The sequence below is a fragment of the Paraburkholderia sp. GAS38 genome (assembly GCF_050434965.1).
GTDB lineage: Bacteria > Pseudomonadota > Gammaproteobacteria > Burkholderiales > Burkholderiaceae > Paraburkholderia > Paraburkholderia phenazinium_A.
In genome coordinates, this window is record NZ_JBNDJO010000001.1 from 929,270 (window position 1) to 948,717 (window position 19,448).

General features: G+C 63.8%; 20 protein-coding genes. 12 read left to right on the top strand and 8 right to left on the bottom strand.

Features of this window, described 5'->3' with window-relative positions; translation table 11 throughout:
- Positions 1–32: 32 nt before the first annotated feature.
- From P3T42_RS03985 to P3T42_RS04000, 4 genes are all read left to right on the top strand, one after another.
- Positions 33–752 carry a YdcF family protein gene (locus tag P3T42_RS03985; RefSeq protein WP_143788399.1) on the top strand — a complete coding sequence of 240 codons (720 nt, stop codon included), beginning with the start codon at positions 33–35 and terminating at the stop codon, positions 750–752.
- A gap of 369 nt (positions 753–1,121) precedes the next feature.
- Positions 1,122–1,379: a hypothetical protein gene (locus P3T42_RS03990; protein ID WP_074298134.1), complete on the top strand. Its 258-nt coding sequence runs from the start codon at positions 1,122–1,124 to the stop codon at positions 1,377–1,379.
- A 208-nt stretch (positions 1,380–1,587) separates the two neighbouring features.
- The gene (locus P3T42_RS03995) at positions 1,588–1,845 is read left to right on the top strand and encodes a DNA-binding protein (RefSeq protein ID WP_074264996.1); all 258 of its coding nucleotides are present in this window, start codon (positions 1,588–1,590) and stop codon (positions 1,843–1,845) included.
- A gap of 399 nt (positions 1,846–2,244) precedes the next feature.
- Positions 2,245–3,537 (top strand): sensor domain-containing phosphodiesterase, encoded by a 1,293-nt coding sequence (locus tag P3T42_RS04000; RefSeq protein WP_074298132.1) that lies wholly within the window; start codon positions 2,245–2,247, stop codon positions 3,535–3,537.
- Between the two features lie 24 nt (positions 3,538–3,561).
- Here the strand turns inward: P3T42_RS04000 and arfB are convergent, their stop codons facing one another.
- The gene (arfB, locus tag P3T42_RS04005; RefSeq protein ID WP_074298130.1) at positions 3,562–3,966 is read right to left on the bottom strand and encodes an alternative ribosome rescue aminoacyl-tRNA hydrolase ArfB; all 405 of its coding nucleotides are present in this window, start codon (positions 3,964–3,966) and stop codon (positions 3,562–3,564) included.
- A 164-nt stretch (positions 3,967–4,130) separates the two neighbouring features.
- Between arfB and P3T42_RS04010 the strand changes: the two genes are divergently transcribed.
- The gene (locus P3T42_RS04010; RefSeq protein ID WP_429305226.1) at positions 4,131–4,772 is read left to right on the top strand and encodes a VC0807 family protein; all 642 of its coding nucleotides are present in this window, start codon (positions 4,131–4,133) and stop codon (positions 4,770–4,772) included.
- 191 nt (positions 4,773–4,963) lie between these two features.
- Complete coding sequence (locus tag P3T42_RS04015; RefSeq protein ID WP_074298126.1) at positions 4,964–7,432, top strand: FUSC family protein; 2,469 nt, start codon at positions 4,964–4,966, stop codon at positions 7,430–7,432.
- 141 nt (positions 7,433–7,573) lie between these two features.
- Here the strand turns inward: P3T42_RS04015 and P3T42_RS04020 are convergent, their stop codons facing one another.
- A complete protein-coding gene (locus P3T42_RS04020) occupies positions 7,574–7,768 on the bottom strand; it encodes a hypothetical protein (RefSeq protein ID WP_074298124.1) in 195 nt (64 codons plus the stop codon).
- 190 nt (positions 7,769–7,958) lie between these two features.
- Complete coding sequence (locus P3T42_RS04025; protein WP_429305227.1) at positions 7,959–8,663, bottom strand: Crp/Fnr family transcriptional regulator; 705 nt, start codon at positions 8,661–8,663, stop codon at positions 7,959–7,961.
- Positions 8,664–8,767: 104 nt separating this feature from the next.
- Here P3T42_RS04025 and P3T42_RS04030 point away from each other — a divergent pair, with 104 nt between their 5' ends.
- Both P3T42_RS04030 and P3T42_RS04035 read left to right on the top strand, forming a co-directional pair.
- Entirely contained in the window at positions 8,768–9,535 is a 768-nt protein-coding gene (locus P3T42_RS04030; protein ID WP_074298120.1) for a class II aldolase/adducin family protein, read from the top strand.
- A 58-nt stretch (positions 9,536–9,593) separates the two neighbouring features.
- Entirely contained in the window at positions 9,594–10,637 is a 1,044-nt protein-coding gene (locus P3T42_RS04035) for a 2-dehydropantoate 2-reductase (RefSeq protein WP_429305228.1), read from the top strand.
- 32 nt (positions 10,638–10,669) lie between these two features.
- Here P3T42_RS04035 and P3T42_RS04040 read toward each other — a convergent pair whose 3' ends face one another.
- Positions 10,670–11,284, bottom strand: coding sequence for a thioredoxin fold domain-containing protein (locus tag P3T42_RS04040; RefSeq protein ID WP_429305229.1), 615 nt, complete (start codon positions 11,282–11,284; stop codon positions 10,670–10,672).
- 173 nt (positions 11,285–11,457) lie between these two features.
- On the opposite strand from P3T42_RS04040, the gene P3T42_RS04045 reads away from it, so the two are divergent.
- Genes P3T42_RS04045 through P3T42_RS04055 form a run of 3 tightly spaced genes read left to right on the top strand, consistent with a single transcriptional unit; the run spans position 11,458 to position 14,082 of the window.
- The gene (locus P3T42_RS04045; RefSeq protein ID WP_429305230.1) at positions 11,458–12,087 is read left to right on the top strand and encodes a helix-turn-helix transcriptional regulator; all 630 of its coding nucleotides are present in this window, start codon (positions 11,458–11,460) and stop codon (positions 12,085–12,087) included.
- Positions 12,077–13,048, top strand: a complete 972-nt coding sequence (locus P3T42_RS04050) for an ornithine cyclodeaminase family protein (protein ID WP_429305231.1) — start codon at positions 12,077–12,079, stop codon at positions 13,046–13,048. Before P3T42_RS04045 ends, P3T42_RS04050 begins: the two co-directional genes overlap by 11 nt.
- A 53-nt stretch (positions 13,049–13,101) precedes the next feature.
- Positions 13,102–14,082 carry a threo-3-hydroxy-L-aspartate ammonia-lyase gene (locus P3T42_RS04055; RefSeq protein ID WP_074298111.1) on the top strand — a complete coding sequence of 327 codons (981 nt, stop codon included), beginning with the start codon at positions 13,102–13,104 and terminating at the stop codon, positions 14,080–14,082.
- Here P3T42_RS04055 and P3T42_RS04060 read toward each other — a convergent pair.
- Positions 14,057–14,941 (bottom strand): LysR family transcriptional regulator, encoded by an 885-nt coding sequence (locus tag P3T42_RS04060; RefSeq protein WP_074298109.1) that lies wholly within the window; start codon positions 14,939–14,941, stop codon positions 14,057–14,059. The genes P3T42_RS04055 and P3T42_RS04060 overlap by 26 nt on opposite strands.
- A gap of 78 nt (positions 14,942–15,019) precedes the next feature.
- Here P3T42_RS04060 and P3T42_RS04065 point away from each other — a divergent pair, with 78 nt between their 5' ends.
- Positions 15,020–16,321 carry an aspartate aminotransferase family protein gene (locus tag P3T42_RS04065; RefSeq protein WP_074298107.1) on the top strand — a complete coding sequence of 434 codons (1,302 nt, stop codon included), beginning with the start codon at positions 15,020–15,022 and terminating at the stop codon, positions 16,319–16,321.
- Positions 16,322–16,367: 46 nt separating this feature from the next.
- Here P3T42_RS04065 and P3T42_RS04070 read toward each other — a convergent pair whose 3' ends face one another.
- The 3 genes from P3T42_RS04070 to P3T42_RS04080 form a co-directional block, all read right to left on the bottom strand.
- Complete coding sequence (locus P3T42_RS04070) at positions 16,368–17,363, bottom strand: DUF1571 domain-containing protein (RefSeq protein WP_429305232.1); 996 nt, start codon at positions 17,361–17,363, stop codon at positions 16,368–16,370.
- A gap of 140 nt (positions 17,364–17,503) precedes the next feature.
- Positions 17,504–18,514 (bottom strand): inositol 2-dehydrogenase, encoded by a 1,011-nt coding sequence (gene iolG, locus P3T42_RS04075; RefSeq protein ID WP_429305233.1) that lies wholly within the window; start codon positions 18,512–18,514, stop codon positions 17,504–17,506.
- A 153-nt stretch (positions 18,515–18,667) separates the two neighbouring features.
- On the bottom strand, positions 18,668–19,441 hold the full coding sequence (locus P3T42_RS04080; protein ID WP_429305234.1) for a TIM barrel protein: 774 nt from the start codon (positions 19,439–19,441) through the stop codon (positions 18,668–18,670).
- Between the last annotated feature and the right edge of the window lie 7 nt (positions 19,442–19,448).

Genomic DNA, 19,448 nt, shown 5'->3' on the forward strand with positions numbered 1-19,448 from the left:
GTCCCCAAAAACCATACGTTACCCCATTTAAATTGATTCTATTCACTTTATTGGCGCTTTTTTTTGCAGCAATCGTGCTAACGCGACGGGCCCGCGCCCCGCTCGCGCTCGCCGCCCTGGCACTGTTCTGGCTGCTCGCGGCAGGCTGGCTAAGCGCGCCATTACTCGACTGGGCCCAGGCAGGTTCGCAATCCGCGGCGCCGCCGACTTACGCCCCGCGCACGGTGATCGTCATGCTGGGCACCGGCACCGAATACGACGACGACCACAAGCTGGTGCCCAAGCACGATGCCTTTGCGCGCATCGCGACGAGCGCCGACATCTATTCGGCATGCAAACGAACCGGCGCACGCTGCGAGGTCGTCATCAGCGGCGGCAATCCGCAGCATCACGAAGCCTCGGAAGCGGATACCTACCTGCCCTGGCTGCTGCAAAAGCAGGTGCCGCGTACGGACGTCATGCTGGAAAACCGCAGTCGCAACACGTACGAAAACGCTCGCAACGTGGCCGCGCTTTTGCAAGGCTCGCCGTACGACGCGCTGATCCTCGTCACGTCCGCGTACCAGATGCCGCGCGCCCTGCTCGACTTCCACCGTTTCGGGCTCACACCTCACCCGGTCATCTCGAACACGCGGCACGTGCGCGTCGGCATGCTGCCGCACTACGACAATCTCGTGAATGCGGATCTTGCGCTCCATGAACTGATCGGCATTGCGCAGTTTCACGTCTACCGGTTGCTGGGATGGTTCTGAGTGCGGCGAGTCGCCGATGATCTGCGGCGGGTCGGCGGCCGAAGAACGCAGCCGCACTCCGTCAATTAATCAGTTATGCAGAGTTATTTTTCACCTCCTCGAAGATGCGCAAGACGTGCGATGGCGAGCGAATCGCGCGCCGGCCTCGCAGCTTCTTCCGATACGCCCAGGTATCAACGCGCAACGCGGCAATAACATCCGTTGCGCTGGACATGCGTGCCTGGTAAAGCGGCACAAACGTAACTAAATGTAACTATCTGTCAAAAATGTTGCAAAGCGTCCGTTGGAGCGGATATTGCTCGCTAGAATGCACTGGTCCTTCAGATCGGACAGGCATTACTCGGCCACAACCACTCTACGGAGGTAACGATGAAGAAAGTGTCCCTGGCGATCCTGGTTTCCCTCTCGGCCCTGACGGGCGCAGCGTATGCACAGACCGACAACGGCGTCACGATGAGCACCGATCCGGCCAAGGCCGCCGACGTCGAGCAGCGTGCGCAAGAGTTGCAATCCCAGCAGCAGGCGATGGAAAGCCAGCAATCCATGCCGGCCATGCATCACAAGATGGAACACAAGAAGGCGCCGCATCACATGAAAGCGGCCAAGCCTGACGCGGCCAGCCAGTAATCGCGTCTGAACGCGCCTCGCGGCGCCGCGCTTAAGCCCTGGCGGTAATACTCGCGGCACGCTGCGCGGCCGCATCGCGAAAGTAATACAGCCGAAGCCGGCAATGCCGGCTTCGGCTTTTTGTTGTCCGGGCCGCACTGACGGTATGCTAAAGTCGCGCACCGAAGAACCACCCCCAACCCGTGCGCACCCTGGTGCGGAGGACAGAATGAGCAACATCCAGCTAGACATCGAATGGACCGAAGCGGCATCCCGCAAAATCGAAAAACTGATGCCGCGCGGCGGTCAGGAAGCGTACCTTGCGCTGCCGCCGGTTGAATGTCTGCCGATGGAGGGCGACGTGCTGTTTCTCGGCCCGGACGGCAAGCAGCAGCCCTTTATTGTTGCGGAACGCCAGTATCACCACGATGGCGATGCGGACTGGACCATCATCCTGATCCTCGACGTCCCGCAGTCGACACACTAAGCGCCGCCAATCCGGCAATGGGCACGCGGCCGTCATGCCGCTGCCCGTCTGCCTGCGTGGCCCGTCGGGCGTGAGGCAAGCTCACGCAATCTTCGACACCACGCGAATTTCCGCAGGTTCGACCCAGCCCGCACTTTCTCTTCTTTGGCGGGCACCTTCCAGGCCCGCGTGCTAGCGTTATTCCTATATGCGGGTGGCCTTTGCGCGTGTGTGATAACCCGTACATTCACGCCAGTTTCGAACTGCTAGACTGTTTTTCGACCAATCAGCCGGGGGGCCAGCGTGGCCGGGCTTCATCTCCGTCTCTTCGGGCAGCGTCCTCGCCCTAGCAGCGCCACGGCCACGCGCCGGTGCGGTGCGGGACCTCATTGCGCACCGCACGCCTAAGGCCACGCCATCATGCCCACGGTCGAAGAACTGACGCTCAGCGGCCTTCTGCCCCACCTGGTGCGGGACGAGGCCGGCTGGACCGCGACATGGCGGGCGCTCACGCTGCATAGCGTGTTTCAGCCGGTGCTGTCGATCACGCATCAACGCATCGTGGGGTATGAAGCGCTGTTGCGCGCGTTCGATCCGGTGGGCCTGCCCGTCACGCCCGACGTGCTGTTTTCCGGCACCCGCTCGGCCGGCGAAGCGCGCGAGCTGGACCGCATCGCGCGCTGCCTGCACGTCGCCAACTTCATGGAACAACACGTCGAAGTCGGCTGGCTGTTCCTCAATACGCGGCCGCAGGTGTTCGAGACCGGCTGGCCGCAGCGCGCCTTTATCGACGAACTGTCGGCCCATTTCGGGCTGCCGCAGGAACGCATCGTGATCGAGGTGCTCGAGCAACCGGCCGACGACGAATCGGCCGTCGCCAGCATGCTGGCCGCCTCGCAGCCGCGCGACTTCCTGATCGCCATCGACGACTTCGGCACCGGCTTCTCCAACTTCGACCGGGTGTGGCGCTTCAGGCCCGACATCGTCAAACTCGACCGTTCGCTGGTGGCGCGCGCCGGCAAACGCCAGGGCGACGAGTCGCTGATCGGCCATCTGATCGCCATGCTGCATCAGTCGGGCACGCTGGTGCTGGCCGAAGGCGTGGAGACCGACGACGAACTGATGATCCTGATGCAGGCCGACGTGGACTTCGTGCAGGGTTTCTGGCTCGGTCAACCGAAGGGCTCCGTGCAGGCCGCGTGTGCACGCGTGCCGGCCTTGATCGATTCGATGTGGCGCAAGTTCGCCGACTACGAACGCAAGTACGCCCGCCACAAGCAACTCGGCTTCGAGGGATTCGCCGAGGCGGTGCTGGCGGCTGCCGGCAGTTTCGCCGCGAACGGCGATCTCGCCGAGGCCGCGCGGCTCGTGTTCCCGATTCCCGAAGCGCGCCGCGTGTTCGTCACGGATGCGCAGGGCGAACAAACCCTGCCGTCCATCAGCGCCCCCGCCGTGCCGCCGCCTCCGCAGCGGCTCGCGCCGCTGCTGGCGACCACCCGCAGCAACTGGTCGCGGCGGGCCTACTTCAAGCATGCGCTGGCGGCGCCGGGCCGGGTGGCGATGATGGGACCGCACTACTCGCTGATTGACGGCCAGGACTGCTACACCGCCGCCGTCACGCTCGAGCACGGCGGCAAGACCACGATACTCTGCGTCGACTTCATCCCGGGCGAGCCCAACCCGCCGGCCACGCCCGGCGTACGCAAGCGCTGAGGCGCGGCTGCAGCCTCAGCCTCATCAATCGTCCACACGCGAGCGTCCCGACTTGATCTCGCTGCGCTTCGCCTTGGTGTCGAGCCGGCGCCGGTTCGAGGCGCGCGTGGGCCGGGTGGCGACCCGTGGCGTGCGCGTCACGCTGACGCTCTGAATCAGTTCGTCCAGCCGGGCCAGCGCCGACGCGCGATTCATCTCCTGGGTGCGATGCTCCTGCGCCTTGATGATGACCACCCCGTCACGGGTGAGGCGCCGGTCCGACAGCGCGAGCAGCCGCATCTTCAGAACGTCGGGCAGCGACGACGCGCGCACATCGAAGCGCAGATGAATCGCGCTCGAGACCTTGTTGACGTTCTGCCCGCCCGCTCCTTGCGCGCGTACTGCGGTCAGTTCAACTTCATTGGGCGGGATCGGGTAACGGGATGTCATGGCGTGGTGGGAAGCAACGAACCGCAAGTGTACACAGCACCGGCGCACGAGCGGAGTCCCGGCGAACGCCCCGCTATCGGCAAGCCGCGCCGATGCACAAAAACGGTTGCCGCCCGACGACGCCTCGCCGATACTCGCACGTATCGCTTACAACGTAAATTAACATGAAACTGCGCCCCGCTTTCGTGCTGGAACTGGCGGTCAACCTGCTGCTGCCGTGGCTCGCCTACCGCCTCGCGCTGCCCCATTGGGGCGAGACCGGCGGCCTGATCGCCTCGGCCGTGCCGCCGGTCGTCTGGAGTCTCGTCGAGCTGGCGCGGTTCCGGCGCGTCGACGCGCTCAGCCTGATCGTGCTGATCGGCATTGTGCTGTCGATCGGCGCGATGGCGCTGGGCGGCAGCCCGCGCATGCTGCTGCTGCGCGAGTCGCTGGTGTCCGGCGCGATTGGCGTGGCGTTTCTGCTGTCGCTGCCCATGCGCCGTCCACTCATCTTCTATCTGGCCCGCGCCACGGTGGCACGCGAAGTGGCGGGCGGCGCCGAGCGCATCGACGCCCTGTGGAACGAACGCCCGGCCTTCGCCACCTCGATGCGCCTGATGACCGCCGTCTGGGGCGTGGGCCTCGCCAGCGAAACCGCCCTGCGCTCCTGGATGGCGTGGAGCTGGCCGGTGGAGCGCTTCCTGGTGGTCTCGCCGTTCATCGGCTATGGCATCTACGGCGCGCTGCTCGTGTGGACGCTGTGGTATCGCAAGACCTTGCGCAACGGCCCCCGTGACGATGCGCAGACCGACGGCATGCCCGGCTGAGCCCCTCGGGTAGCAGCCGCTACACTCGCCCGCCATGCCCTTCGAACGACAGCATAGCAAAGGCATCGACACGACAAAACCTGGCCAAACGGACGAGGTCAGATGGGCCCCAAAATCAGTTAGACTCATCCTCGGTTTGGGGCTTCCCTGCAGTCTCATTTTTGTCGTGATACGAAACCTCCAGGCAGTCGATGCGTTATTCGGTCGAAATCAAAAAATTCCTATATAGCCAGTACTTTTATGGCGGCCTGCGGATCGCAGTCGGCGTATCGCTACCGGCCGTCATTTGCCTGCTGCTGTTCCACGAGCAGGAGCTAGGCTTCACCATCGCCACCGGCGCGCTCGGCGCGTGCGTGGTCGACATGCCGGGCCCGCTCAAGTACAAGCACAACGAAATGCTGGCGTGCAGCGTGATCGGCTTCCTGTCGGCGCTCGCTACCGGTATCGCCACCGTCAATCCGGTGGCGCTCTGGTGCACCGTCGTGCCGCTGACCTTCGTGCTGTCGCTGATCGTGGTGTACGGCAACCGTTGGCCGCAAATCAGCTTCGCCACGCTCTTCATGATGATCATGACGCTTGAAGAGCATTTCACGCCCATGCAGGCGCTCGTCAATGCCGCGTGGATCCTCGCGGGCGGGCTCTGGTACACCTACTGGTCCACGTTGGTGAGCCGCTGGCAGATGCACCGCATCGAACAGCAGGCGCTCGCCGAAAGCGTGTTCGCCTGCGCGGACTATCTGCTCGCGCGGTCCGATTTCTACGATCTCGACAACGACCTCGACGAGTGCTACCGCAATCTGGTCGCCAAACAGATCGCCGCGGTCGAGCGTCAGGACGCGGCGCGCGACATCGTGCTGCGCAACCTGCCCAAGCTCAAGACCGGCAAGCTGGAACCGCGTCGCGCGATGCTCTTCAACCTGTTCATCAACACGGTCGACCTGCACGAGCTGTTCGTCGGCGCGCATACCGATTACCCGATGGTGCGCAATACCTTCGGCGGCTCGGACATGCTCACCTTCTATCGCGACCTGATCCGCAAGGCCGCGGCCGACCTCGAAGAAATCGGTCTTGCCGTGCTGCAGAACCAGCCGCCGCGCAGCCGCATCAATGTGAAAGCGGAATTGCGTGCCATCGAATTCGAAATCGAGCTGATGCGCAAGCACGACATGCCGGCGAAGAACCCGGAAGCGTATTCGGCGGTGTCGGCTACCTTCAGGCGCATCTGGAGCGCGACGCGGCTGATCGACAAGATGCGCAAGAGCCTCTCGAGCGAGGCGCGCACCACGGAAACCGAACTGCGCCTGGACCAGGCGCTATCGCGCTTCGTGTCGAGCCGGCGCGTGCCCTTCGGACAGATTTTCTCGAACCTGACGATGGCCTCGCCGAGCTTCCGGCATGCGTTGCGCGTAACGATCGCGGTGGCCGTCGGCTTCTGGCTCGGGCGCCTCTTGCCGCTCACCAACGCGTACTGGATCGTGATGACCACGGTCATCATCCTGAAGCCCGGCTATTCGCTCACCAAGCAGCGCAACGGACAGCGGATCATCGGCACGCTGATCGGCTGCGCGGCCAGCATCGCGCTGATGGTGTTCGTCAAGGAACCGCACATTCTGCTGGTGGTGATGTTCGCCTCGATGGTCATGAGCTACAGCCTGCTGCTGTTCAACTACACGGCGAGCGTGGTGTTCACGTCGGCGTATGTGCTGCTGATGTTTCACCTGCTCGCGCCGGGCAGCATGCGCATCATCGGCGAGCGGGCTATCGATACGGTGGTCGGCTGCGCAATCGCCATTGCTGCGAGCCATCTGTTCCCGTACTGGGAGTACCGGCTGATGGGCAAGCTCGTCAACAACATGATCGGCGCGACCCGGCAGTATCTGGAAGCGAGCTGGTGGTGGAGCGGCAAGCCGGTTGCCGTCGCCACGGCGGTCGTGACCGAAGCGGGTGCGCGTGCGCCCGCCGCGGCGATGGCCGATCCCGCGGGCAGTTTCGGTGGGGCGGGTTTTGGCGGAGCGAATTTTGGCGCAGCGGCGCTGGCATCGGCGGGTGCGGGTGCGGGCGCCACCGTCAGCGTCAATGCCAACGCAAATGCCAGGCTCAAGCCCGCGGACCCAGCGGGCGACACAGCCGCCAAAACCACCCCCGCCGCGACAGCCGCCGCCGTCGCGCTTGAGCGCGACTATCGCTACCGGCTCGCGCGCAAGAACGTGCATGTGGCGTTCGCCAACCTGGGCCAGGCATTCCAGCGCATGATGCTGGAGCCGAAGGCGGCGCAGAGGTTCGTCCCCGAGCTCAACGACCTGCTGGTACGCAGTCACGTGCTGGCCTCGCAGATCACCGCGGCCGCCCCCTTGCTGCGCACCTCGGCGCAACAGCAGGAAAACGTCTCGCTGCAACCGCTGCAACGCGTGTTGAGCGTCGTGCGGGACACGCTCACCGAGGCCGAGGCCGGCAACGCGGCGCCGGCCGATCAGGCCGAGCAAACGAAGCAGCTCTCGCGCGAACTCGATACGATGGTGGTCGAAGCCGAGAAGTCGGCCGATTATCCGGCGGACGCCGTGCATGAACTGAAATTGCTCGCGCATCAATGCAAGCAGATGCTCGCGGCAGCCAATCAGATCCGCAAGGATGCCAGTGTGATCCGCCTGCCCGACGAATAAAGCGGCGAGGCAGAAACGAACCACCGAGAAACCGCGCTGGAACCGTGCTGGAACTGCGCAACGTACGCAACGTGCGTCACGTGCGCAACTCACAAGCGTAAGCGCACCCTGCCGCGCTACGCTCAGCGCCTCAGCACATCATCACTGCGCGCTGCTGCCCGCGCCCGCCGTTGCCGCCGCTGCCGAAGCCACGCTGGGCGCCGCGGCATTCTCACGGTCGAACTCGCGCTTTCCACTGATCGCGTTGTAAAGCAGCGTCGCAATCACCAGCAACACCGCGATCACGATAAACACGGCGATGCCAAAGGTCGGGTTCTTCTTGCGCGGTTTGTTCATGAGACAGCTCGACTCTCGGGTTATGTCCTGGAAGGCTGGCATTCTACGCCCAGCGAGCTTGCACGTGGCTTGCATACCCGGCATACGGATCATCGATATCGCTCGATCTCGCCCGTCTCGCGGCGTCGCGGCATCTGCCGCGCACAGGTGGCGACGCGCTCACCCATGACGCAACGAAACGGCGCCCCAATCACGGATTGGGATCGCCGAGACTCACCGCGCGCAACCGGTCGAAATCGAGAATCGCGATTTCGCCGGACTTCAGGCTCACGATCCCTTGACTCTCGAGGTTCTTGAGCAACTGATTGGTGGTCTGCCGCGACAGCGACACCATCGAAGCAAGGCTGTCCTGCGAGAGCCGTATCCTGCTCTGCGCGGCGTTGAGGCCACCATAGCCTCCCGCGATCGTCAGCAAACGGTTCGCCACACGCTGGGCCGCGGGCAACAGGGTCATCGCCTCGGCGTTCTCGAACGAGACCCGCAGTCTTTGCGCCATCAACAACGCAAAATCGCGCCAATAGCGCGGCGTGGTGTCGAGCAGGTCTTGCAGCGCGGCCTCGGGCACGTGCAGCAAGAGCGTCCGGCTGACAGCGATGGCGTCGTTCGGACGGGGCAGCCCATCGAACAGCGAGATTTCCCCCACCCACGCAGTCGATCCAAGCACCGCTAGCAAGGCCTCTTTGCCATCCACCCCGACTGTGCCGATAGCGAGCGCGCCGCCCAGTACCGCGTACAGTCCATCGGACCGTTCGCCGCGCCGATACAGGAACTCGCCCTTCTCCAGCGTCAGCAGGCTGGCATGGCGAATCAGATCGTCCCGCAACTCGACGGGCAACTCACGGAACCACGGCGTCGTTTCAAGTTGCGTCCGGTAGCGGTGCAGGCTGGAGTCCATTGGCGCGTCGAGCTGTCGGGTACCCGACAGATTTTAGGCGGGTTCGCGAACATCATGGGGACTCGCATCCGACTGCGCAATCTCATCGAACAAGGAGTGTCGACATGGCCTTATCCAATGTCAGTCTGAAGAACGACGTATCCCCCGCCGAGTGGGAAGCGCGAGTCAATCTCGCCGCGGCCTACCGCCTCACCGCGCTGTTCGGATGGGACGACCTGGTGTTTACCCATATCTCAGCGCGCGTGCCCGGCCCCGACCATCATTTCCTGATCAACCCGTATGGCCTGATGTTCGATGAAATCACCGCATCGTCGCTGGTCAAGATCGATCGCGACGGCCGCAAGGTGGTCGACTCGCCGTACGACGTCAACCCGGCCGGCTTCACGATCCATAGCGCCGTGCATGCGGCGCGCGAAGACGCCCATTGCGTGATGCATACCCACTCGGTCAACGGCGTGGCGGTGTCGGCGCAGGAAGCGGGGCTGCTGCCGCTCTCGCAACAATCGCTCGGGGTGCTGGCGTCGCTCGGCTATCACGACTACGAGGGCATCGCGCTCAACGAAGCGGAAAAGCCCCGTCTCGTCGACGACCTCGGAAACAACACTTACCTTATGCTGCGCAACCACGGCCTGCTGACGGTCGGCGCCACGCCGGCGGACGCCTTCGTCGCGATGTACTTCTTCGAAGTGTCCTGCATGATTCAGGTGCGAGCCCAGTCGGGGGGCGGAAAGCTCTCGCCCATTGGGCAGCCGATTCTCGACGGCATCAAGGAACAGATCCGGCTGGTGACGCGCGGCGCGACGCCCGGGACGCTGGTGTGGCCCGGGCTGCTGCGCCGGCTCGACCGCCGTAATCCCGGCTACGCCGACTAACGCAATCCGTTCGCACTCCGTACGACGAAACGTGCTGAGAGATCACCTGAGAACCTGTATGGCAAAGATCTTTATCTACGGCGCCGGCTCGATTGGTTGCTATGTCGGCGGACGGCTGCTTGCCGGCGGTAGCGACGTCACGTTCATCGGGCGTGCGCGCATCGCCGACCAGTTGCGCGATCAAGGCATCACGCTGTCGCGGCACGACGATAGCCGCTGGTATGTGCCGCCGGAGCGAGCCGACGTATCGACGGACGCGGCCAGCGCCGCGGCGGCCGATCTCGTGCTCGTCACCGTCAAGTCCGCTGCGACGCCCACCGCTGCCGCCGAACTGGCGAACGTGCTGCGCCCCGGCACGATCGTCGTGAGCTTTCAGAACGGCGTCGGCAATGCCGACGTACTGCGCGCCGCGCTGCCGCAGCAGACAGTGCTGGAGGGGATGGTGCCGTTCAACGTCGTCGAACGCGGCCCGGGTGGATTTCACCAGGGCTCGGCGGGCGAACTGGAGATCAGGCAAACGCCGGCCATGCAGCTGTTCGTCGACGAGTTCAGGAAAGCCGGACTGCCGCTGATCCAGCACGCCGATATGTTGCCGGTGCAATGGGCGAAGCTGCTGCTCAATCTCAACAACGCGATCAACGCGCTAGCCAACCGGCCTTTGAAGGAAGAACTCTCGCAACGCGCCTACCGGCTCTGCCTCGCCCTGGCGCAGAGAGAAGCGCTCGCGCTGCTGAAGCGGGCCGGCATCCGGCCGGTCAAGGTGACGCCGCTGCCGGCCACCTGGATACCGAATTTTCTCAGCTTGCCCGATGCGTTGTTCGAGCGGCTGGGCCGCGCGATGCTGACGATCGATCCGCTCGCGCGCTCGTCGATGTCCGACGATCTGGCGGCGAAGCGGCCCACGGAAATCGACTGGATCAACGGTGAAGTCGTGAGCCTCGCCAAGCGTCTCGAACAAACGGCGCCGGTGAATCAACGGCTCTGCGAACTCGTGCGGGAAGCCGAGCGAAGCGAAGTGCGGCCCTCGTGGTCCGGCGAAGCACTACTGGCTGAATTGCGGGCGGCAACCCGCGCTTCGTCGGCCCGGCGCGACGGAATGTGAGCGCCGAAGCGCGCACATCCGTGCTTCTCTACTTAGCGGAATTTCTGCAGCGACGGATCCGTGATCGCCTGTTCCGGCAGGTTCAGCATGGTCGGCAATGAGCTCAGCGGCGGCAGCCCGCTGACGTCGGCCCAGCGACCGCCGCTCGTCATGTAAATGATGGTCGGCGTGCCGTCGAAGCCAAGGTCCTGAAACGTCTTGATGTTGCCGTTCAGCTTGGTTTGCGTCGCGGGCGGCACCGTCGCCAATGGCTTGATGCCACCGGACTCGTCCTTCTCGGAGAACTTCGTTTCGAGTTCACGCATCAATGCCGGACCATCCTGCGCCTGCAGCAACGCAGCGGCCTTGCCCGGCGAATCCGGCTTGAGAAAGCCCATCGGAATCCAGTGCACCTGCAGCCCGGCAGCCTCGTACGGCTGGAAGGCTTTCCACGCGTAGTGACAGAAAATGCAGTTCGGGTCCATGAAGACATAGATCGTCGATTTGACGTTTTTGCCCGCAGCGCCCTCGACGATCGCCGGCGCGTTCTGGAGCGTCGCGACAGCCGACGCAGGCAGGTAACTCGGCGCCGGCTGCTGCGCCGCCATGGCTACACCCGACAACCCAACCGCGACTGCGGCGACGACACACCTTACAGATTGAAACATCAAACGCTCCCATTCGATCGAAGACGAACTACGTGGATACCTGAATTGTCGGCGATCTCGGAGTTGATGTCGAACGAGGTGCGCAGTCGCCGCCGACCACACCTCGCACGCCGACGAGCTTGACCAAGCCGGCAAAAATTGACAGAAATTCCAACACTATATATTCTGTCTAAATGTCGAATCCATCCAAAGAACGGCAGATCCTCGTCGAGCAACTGAAGCAGGTGGCAAAAGGGTTGGCAGAAACCTTTGCGCCCTTCTGCGAAGTGGTCGTTCACGATCTGCTGCACGCCGATCAAGCCATCGTCGCGATCCACAACAACCTGTCCGGCCGGGAAGAAGGCGACCCCGCCACCGAGTTGGGTCTCGCACGCATTGCGGACGAGTCGTATCCGCAAGTCATCGCCAACTACCCCAACCAGTTCGCCGACGGACGGCAAGTCAAAAGCACGTCGATCGGCATCAAGGACTCGGGCGGCCGCTATGTGGCGGCGCTCTGCCTCAACGTCGATCTCACGCTGTTCGGCACCCTGCAAACCATGCTCGGCCAGTTCGTCAGTACCGACGGCACCGCCGGCGTGAAGGAGTCGCTCGACCCGCCGGGCGCCGACGGCATCCGGCAGCGCATCGACCAGTTTGCCGCCCGGCTGGCCACCACGCCGCGGGCCTTGAAAGCAGCCGAGCGGCGCGCCCTCATGAGCGAGCTGCGCGAAGCCGGCAGCATGGAAGTGAGGCGCGCCATGGAAATGGTCGCCCTTCATCTGGGCGTATCGCGAGCCACGGTGTACAACGATGCCAAATGACGCACGCTTAGTACTGCTCGACAAAGACGTCGTCGAGTCCCTGCTACTTCCCGACGATGTGCTCGAGGCGGTACGCGAAGCCTTCGTGCTGCACAGCCAACGTCAGGGGCGAGTCTTCCCGGTCGTTCGCGAGGCGCTGGCCACGGGCGGCATCTTCGGCATCAAGTCGGGCGACGTACCCGCTCAACACCTGCTGGGCTTCAAGGCCGCCGGATTCTGGCCTGCCAATCGCGGACTCGGAGGCGAGCCTCATCAGGCCACCATCGTTTTGATCGATCCCGCGACCGGCCGCCCCACTTGCATCGTCGACGGTAACGCGGTCACGACCATGCGCACCGGCGCCGCTGGTGGTTTGGGGCTGCAGCAACTGGCCCGTCCCGACAGTTCGACCGTCTGCCTGTTCGGTACCGGCGTGCAAGCCAGGGCACAGTTGAGCTTCGCGCTCCGGCTGATGCCCACGCTGAAACAGGTCCGCTATGTCAGCTCGACGGGACAGCCGGATCCGGCTTTCGAGGCGCTCTTCTCCACCCGTTGCGACATCGCGCCGGCGCATGATCGCAACGCTGCGGTGGCGGATAGCGACGTGGTGATTACCACCACGCCCGGCGCCGCAGCGTTATTCGATCCGGAAGCGGTGCAGCCAGGCACGCATCTGAACTGCGTAGGCGCCGATACCAAAGGAAAACGCGAGCTGCCCGACGGTCTCCTGCAACGGGTTCGTCTTGTCGTCGACGATCGCACGCAAGCAACCCAGATCGGTGAGACGCAGTGGGCACCCGATACACCGTGTGTCGAACTCGGCGATCTGCTGACCAGCCCGGCTCAATTCAGGCGCGAGCGCGACGACATCACCGTGTTCGACATGACGGGGCTCGCGCTTCAGGACCTGACCGTTGCCCGCATGCTCTTCGAGCGCGCTCGCCAGTCGAACCTCGGCAGCGCGCTCGCATGGCCTTGGTGACGAACCTGAACCCAACGCGTCGTGCGACGCACTCAACCATTGATGGACAACACATGCTGAATCTTCCGACTTACACCGACGTCGCCGCCGCAGCCGAACGCATCGCGGCCACGGCGAACCGCACGCCCGTCATGACCTCGCGCACGGCCAACGAAGAGATGGGCGCGCAAGTGTTCTTCAAGTGCGAAAACTACCAGCGTATGGGTGCATTCAAGTTTCGTGGCGCGATGAACGCGTTGTCGAAATTCGACGCGCGCCAACGCGCGGCCGGCGTAGTGGCGTTCTCCTCTGGCAATCACGCCCAGGCCATTGCGCTGGCGGCGAAACTGCTCGGCATTCCCGCCACCATCATCATGCCGCTGGATGCGCCGGCCGCCAAAGTCGCCGCCACCAAAGGATATGGCGGCAACGTCGTGACCTACGACCGTTATACGGAAGATCGCGAAGCGATTGGCCGGAATCTCGCCGAACAGCACGGCATGACGTTGATTCCGCCCTACGACCATCCAGATGTGATCGCGGGCCAGGGCACGGCTGCCAAGGAACTGATCGAAGAAGTCGGTACCCTCGACGCCTTGTTCGTCTGTCTCGGCGGCGGCGGATTGCTGGCAGGGTCGGCGCTCGCGGCGCGCCATCTGGCGCCGGACTGCAAGATCTACGGTGTGGAGCCGGAAGCCGGCAATGACGGCCAGCAATCGTTCCGATCCGGCTCGATCGTCCACATCGACACGCCGAAGACGATCGCCGACGGCGCGCAGACCCAGCATCTCGGCCAACACACGTTCCCGATCATCCAACGCGATGTCACCGACATTCTCACCGCCACGGATGCGCAGTTGATCGCCTGCATGCAGTTCTTCGCAGAACGAATGAAAATGGTCGTCGAGCCGACCGGTTGTCTCGGCTTCGCGGCGGCCCGCGCCATGAAGGATCAGTTGAAGGGCAAGCGGGTCGGTGTGATCGTCAGCGGCGGCAATGTCGATCTGGAGCGGTATGGCAGCTTCCTGATCACAGCAGGGGCAGCGTCAGTCTGATGTGCTCCGCGAATACCGCGGTCAGATGGGACGGGCGCTGCCGCTCGAACTTCAGGCTAATGCCGATGCCCGGCAACGGCGGCAGCGCCGGATCGCCATTGAGGATGTGCAGATCCGGGGCCACGGCCGTCTGCGTGATGACGGCAATCGCCTGCCCCGAGCGGACCAGCGCCGTCAGCCCCGCAAGACTGCTGCTCGCATAGGCGATGCGGTAGGCCCTGCCGGCGCGTTGCAGCGCTTCGCATGCGGCTACGTGATCGAGCGTGTCCGGATCGGAAAGCGCCAGTGGCAACGGCTCGAAGTGGGCGGCGTCGAGTCCCGGATAGCCCACCCAGACCAGCGGTTCGCGGCGAATGATGTCGCCGTCCGGGGCGTCTTCCGGCAACGAGATCATCGCCAGATCCAGCGCATGCATCTCCAGTTGCTCGAGCAGCCGCGGGGTGGGCGCGCACATCACTTCCACCAGCGCTTGCGGGTGCTGGCCCGAGAACTGCCGCAGCAACTGCGGCAGGAACACGGCGGCGTAGTCGTCCGGGCAGCCGAAGCGGATCGTCCCCGACAAGCCTTTACCGGACAGATCGGCCATCGCCTCGTCGTGCAGCCGCAGAATGCGTTGCGCGTGAATCAGCAGGCGTTCGCCGGGATTCGTCAGCACCACCCCACGACCCGTGCGCTGGAACAGCGGCTGATCGACGATTTCTTCGAGGCGCTTCATCTGCTGACTCAGTGCCGACTGGGTCCGGCCAATCCGGTTGGCCGCACGGCTCAGCGCCCGGACCTCGGCAATGACGACAAACGAACGCAGCAGATCGATTTCGAGTGAAAGGCTCAAGGTATTAGGCTCGCTTCTAGCTTCCATAAGAACTATTCGTTTCTATGAAACCAGAGAGCCCTCTAGACTGCAAGTCATTCCCGCTAGCAGCCAAGGAGAAGCAAGATGTCCCGGAACGACGATGCAACTTTCTGGCGCAACGCCAGGCAGCACCTGATCCGCTACGGCGGCACCTTCGAGCCGATGATCATCGAGCGTGCCCAAGGCAGCTTCGTCTACGACGCGGACGGCCGCGCGATCCTGGACTTCACCTCGGGACAGATGAGCGCGGTGCTGGGCCACAGCCATCCGGAGATCGTGGCGGTTATCAACGAATACGCCGGCAAGCTCGACCACCTCTTCAGCGGGATGCTGTCGCGCCCCGTGGTGGACCTGGCCACCCGACTCGCCGACATCACGCCCGACGGGCTCGACCGGGCGCTGCTGCTCAGTACCGGCGCGGAGTCGAACGAGGCCGCCATACGCATGGCGAAGCTGGTCACCGGCAAATACGAAATCGTGGGTTTTGCGCAGTCCTGGCACGGCATGACCGGGGCGGCCGCCTCCGCGACCTACAGCGCCGGCCGCAAGGGCGTCGGGCCGGCTGCCGTCGGCTCGTTCGCGATCCCTGCCCCGTTCCTGTACCGGCCGCGGTTCGAGCGCAACGGCACCTACGATTACCTGGCTGAACTGGACTACGCCTTCGATCTCATCGACCGCCAGTCCAGCGGCAATCTCGCGGCCTTCATCGCCGAGCCGATCCTCAGTTCCGGCGGCATCATCGAACTGCCGCCAGGCTACATGGCCGCGCTGAAGCGCAAATGCGAAGAGCGCGGCATGCTGTTGATCCTCGATGAAGCGCAAACCGGCGTCGGGCGTACCGGCACGATGTTCGCCTGTCAGCACGACGGCGTCACGCCCGATATCCTCACCCTCTCAAAGACGCTGGGCGCCGGCCTGCCGCTCGCGGCCGTCGTCACCTCCGCGCAGATCGAGGAGCGCGCTCATGAACTGGGTTATCTGTTCTATACGACCCACGTATCCGATCCGCTACCCGCCGCCGTCGGCCTGCGGGTGCTGGATGTGGTCGAGCGCGAGGGGCTGGTGGCGCGTGCGAACGTGATGGGCGAACGGCTTAGACGCGGCCTGCTCGATCTGATGGAGCGCTTCGAGTGCATCGGCGACATTCGCGGACGCGGACTGCTTCTCGGCATGGAGATCGTCAAGGACCGGCGCACGAAGGAGCCGGCGGACGGCCTCGGCTCGAAGATCACCCGCGAGTGCATGAAGCTGGGACTGAGCATGAACATCGTGCAGTTGCCGGGGATGGGCGGAGTCTTCCGGATCGCCCCGCCGTTGACCGTCCGCGAGGAGGAGATCGACCTCGGTCTGGAACTGCTTGGTCAGGCGATCGAGCGTTCGCTTTGATCACCTCGGGGTTCATGTCGCGTGGGCGTGGGTGGCAGCGTCAGCGTCAGTGGAAGCCATAGTCGGGGTTGCGCGGATCGAAGGTCGAGCCGTTCCAGTGGCGCGGCACGACCGCTTCGAAACGGATCCGCTCCACTAGCCTGCCGCGCTCGTCCCACGCGACTTCGCCAACGGGCCACGGGTGCTGAAGATCGAACAGCAGTCGCACGCGCTGCGCGTAGTGCGCCGGCGGCCCCGACGGCGCAACCCACGTCCAGGCCAGCAAGCGCGCCCCCTGAACATTGATGAGTTCGATACGGGTAGGCCTGGCCGTCAGGCCTTCTTCACGAAAGCTGCTCGCGTCATGATCGACGGTACGCGCGATGAACTGCAGACCCAGATCGCGCACGCTATGGCGCGACTGGGCGCGCGCGAACGGGCCGTCGACGGCAACCTTGCCGGACACCAGACGCAGCAGCCCGCCCACGTGGCCATAGACGCTGTCCGGGTCTGTGGTTTCGTCGTACAGAATCTCCTGCCCCGCATGGGGTCCGTCAGGCAGCCATTTTGCGTAGACCTTGCGGGGATTGTCCTGGTAGCGGATCAGCATGTGATCCGGTCGGTCGGACCATCTGCCGGCGACGCGCTCCTGCCGGAACATGCCGTACTCATAGGCGTTGTCGAGCACCATGTCGGACCGTGCGTACTCGACAAAGGCCTCCGGCCTCATGGCGTCCATCAGGGACAGGATCTGGGCGTCGGATAGGGACAGCAGCGAGTGGTTTTCGATCCGCATGCGCAATGACGTGGCCTGTTGGTCAGGCGTAAGGCCGCGGAACTGCTCGATGTCCGTGCTCGCGGAATCCGGCGTGGCGGCGTGAGTGCATGCCACCGAGGCATCGGCCACAGCCGGCGCAAGCGGGCCGGCTGTGGCCGACTGCGCAAGCGCGCCCCTTGAGATGAGCAGGCACAGCAGCAGGAGCACAGCGGCCGCGGCCGCAACGAAGCCGGGACGCACGAGCAAGCTGCTGCAGGTACTCCCGGCGCGAAGCAGGTTGTCCATGATGATTGGCCGCAGGCATCCTCCGACTAGAGGCTCGCCGCCACGGGACGTGGTTGCATCATGGGTAAACGCCGACGCACACCGGTTTATTCCAGTGCCGCCCGCGTCTGCACACTCCGCTGATCAACCCGCCTCTTGCATCACAGGCCCCCAGGCATTTCAGGCCTGAGCGCCACCGTCTCGCCGGTCCGCACGGAGCGTGTTGCCGCCTCGGCGCAGGCAAGCGCCGCTATCCCGTCTGCAAGCGTCACAGGCACGGGCGTACCTGTCTTGATGGCGTGGACGAACGCGGCCCATTCCGCCTCGTACGCGCGCATGTATCGCTCGAGGAAGAAATAGACGGGTTTCGCGGATCGGGTGCCTTCGCGGGTAATCTTCTCGATCGTGTTCTCCAGTTCATTCTTCGCCGAAAGAAGACCTTCGGAGCCGAGAAGCTCGATACGCTGATCGTACCCATACCCCGCGCGGCGGGAATTCTTCACCACGGCGATGCGACCGTCGGCCCACGAGAGGGTCACCACAGCGGTGTCCACGTCTCCCGCCGCGCCGATCTCAGAGTCGACAAGCGACGAGGCCGTCGCCGTTACCTTCGATGGTGCCCCGCCCATGATCCAGCAAGCGATGTCGAAGTCGTGAATCATCATGTCGCGGAACAAGCCGCCCGATACCTTGATGTAGGAAACGGGGGGAGGCGCCGGATCGAAGGAGGTAATGGCCAACAGCTCGGCTTTACCAATCTCCCCGCTGTCGACGGCCGCCTTCAGCGCGGCAAAATTTGGGTCGAAGCGGCGATTGAAGCCGATCATGACCGGCTTGCCTGTCCTCGCCACCTTGGCCTGACATGCCAGCGCGCGCTCGAGCGCGAGATCCACCGGTTTCTCGCACAGCACCGCCTTTCCTGCCGCCGTTGCGCGTTCGATAAGGTCGGAATGCGTGTCCGTTGAAGTGGCGATCAGTACCGCGTCGATCGCAGCGTCGGCGAGGATATCGTCAACGGAACGGACCTTGGCCTGAAAACGGGCGGCAAGGTTGTGTGCCGCCTCTGCGGCGACATCGGCCACGGCCGCCAGCGTGCAGTCGGGATTGGCAGAGATCGACCTGGCGTGGACCTGACCGATCCGTCCCGCACCCAAAAGGGCAATATTTAACATGTTAGAGCGCCTTTCATACGAAGTTTCATAAGCAATCAAGTCGCCCTTGATGGCTCATAGTTGATATGGACTACGATATATTTTGAAAAAGCCGCCTGAATCTGTTTCGAGCTCAATCCCCATCGCTTTGACAGCCTTGAATGCCTTTGCGGCCTAGACCGTGAAAGCCTCCCGGAAGCGGTGCAATGCGACTTCGTCGTCGCCGCTAGCCCACGCCTCCATGGCGACCACACCACGATATCCGGCTTTTGCCAGCGCTCTCGCAACGGCCGGGTAATTGATCTCTCCCGTGCCCGGTTCGCAGCGGCCCGGAACATCGGCAACCTGGATTTCGCCAACAAAAGGAAGCGCGCTGCGGACCAGTTCGATCAGGTTGCCCTCGCCAATCTGGGCGTGATACAGGTCGAGATTGAGGCGCAGATGCGGGCTGTCGACCGCCTTCACCAGTGCCAACGTGTCGGCCGCTTTTGCGAAAGGGACACCAGGATGGTCGACTTCCGCGTTGAGGTTTTCGAGGCAAAAAGCCACATCCGCGCGACGCCCAAGTTCCGCTACCTGCCTTAGCGTACGCTGCGCGGCAAGCCACATCGCACCCGTCACAACAGGGATCGGCCTGACGGGCATGCCGTTGCCGTCAAGGCCCGTTCCATGCAGGTTCAAACGAGGACAGCGTAGCCGCTTCGCCACCTCGATGGATTGCCCGGCGGTCTGGATCAGCGCCTGAGTTCCACTTTCCGTAATCAGATCGCCTTCGATATATCCGGTCATCGAGGAGAACGATGCACCCGTCTCCTGTAGCGCCGCGATATCGTGTTTCGTCCAGTCCCATATCTCCACGAGGAATCCGAGTTCGGCGATCTTTCTCACGCGTTCGGTAAAAGGGAGATGGCGAAAAACCATTTCAGCGCATACAGCCAGTTGAAACATGGTGAAC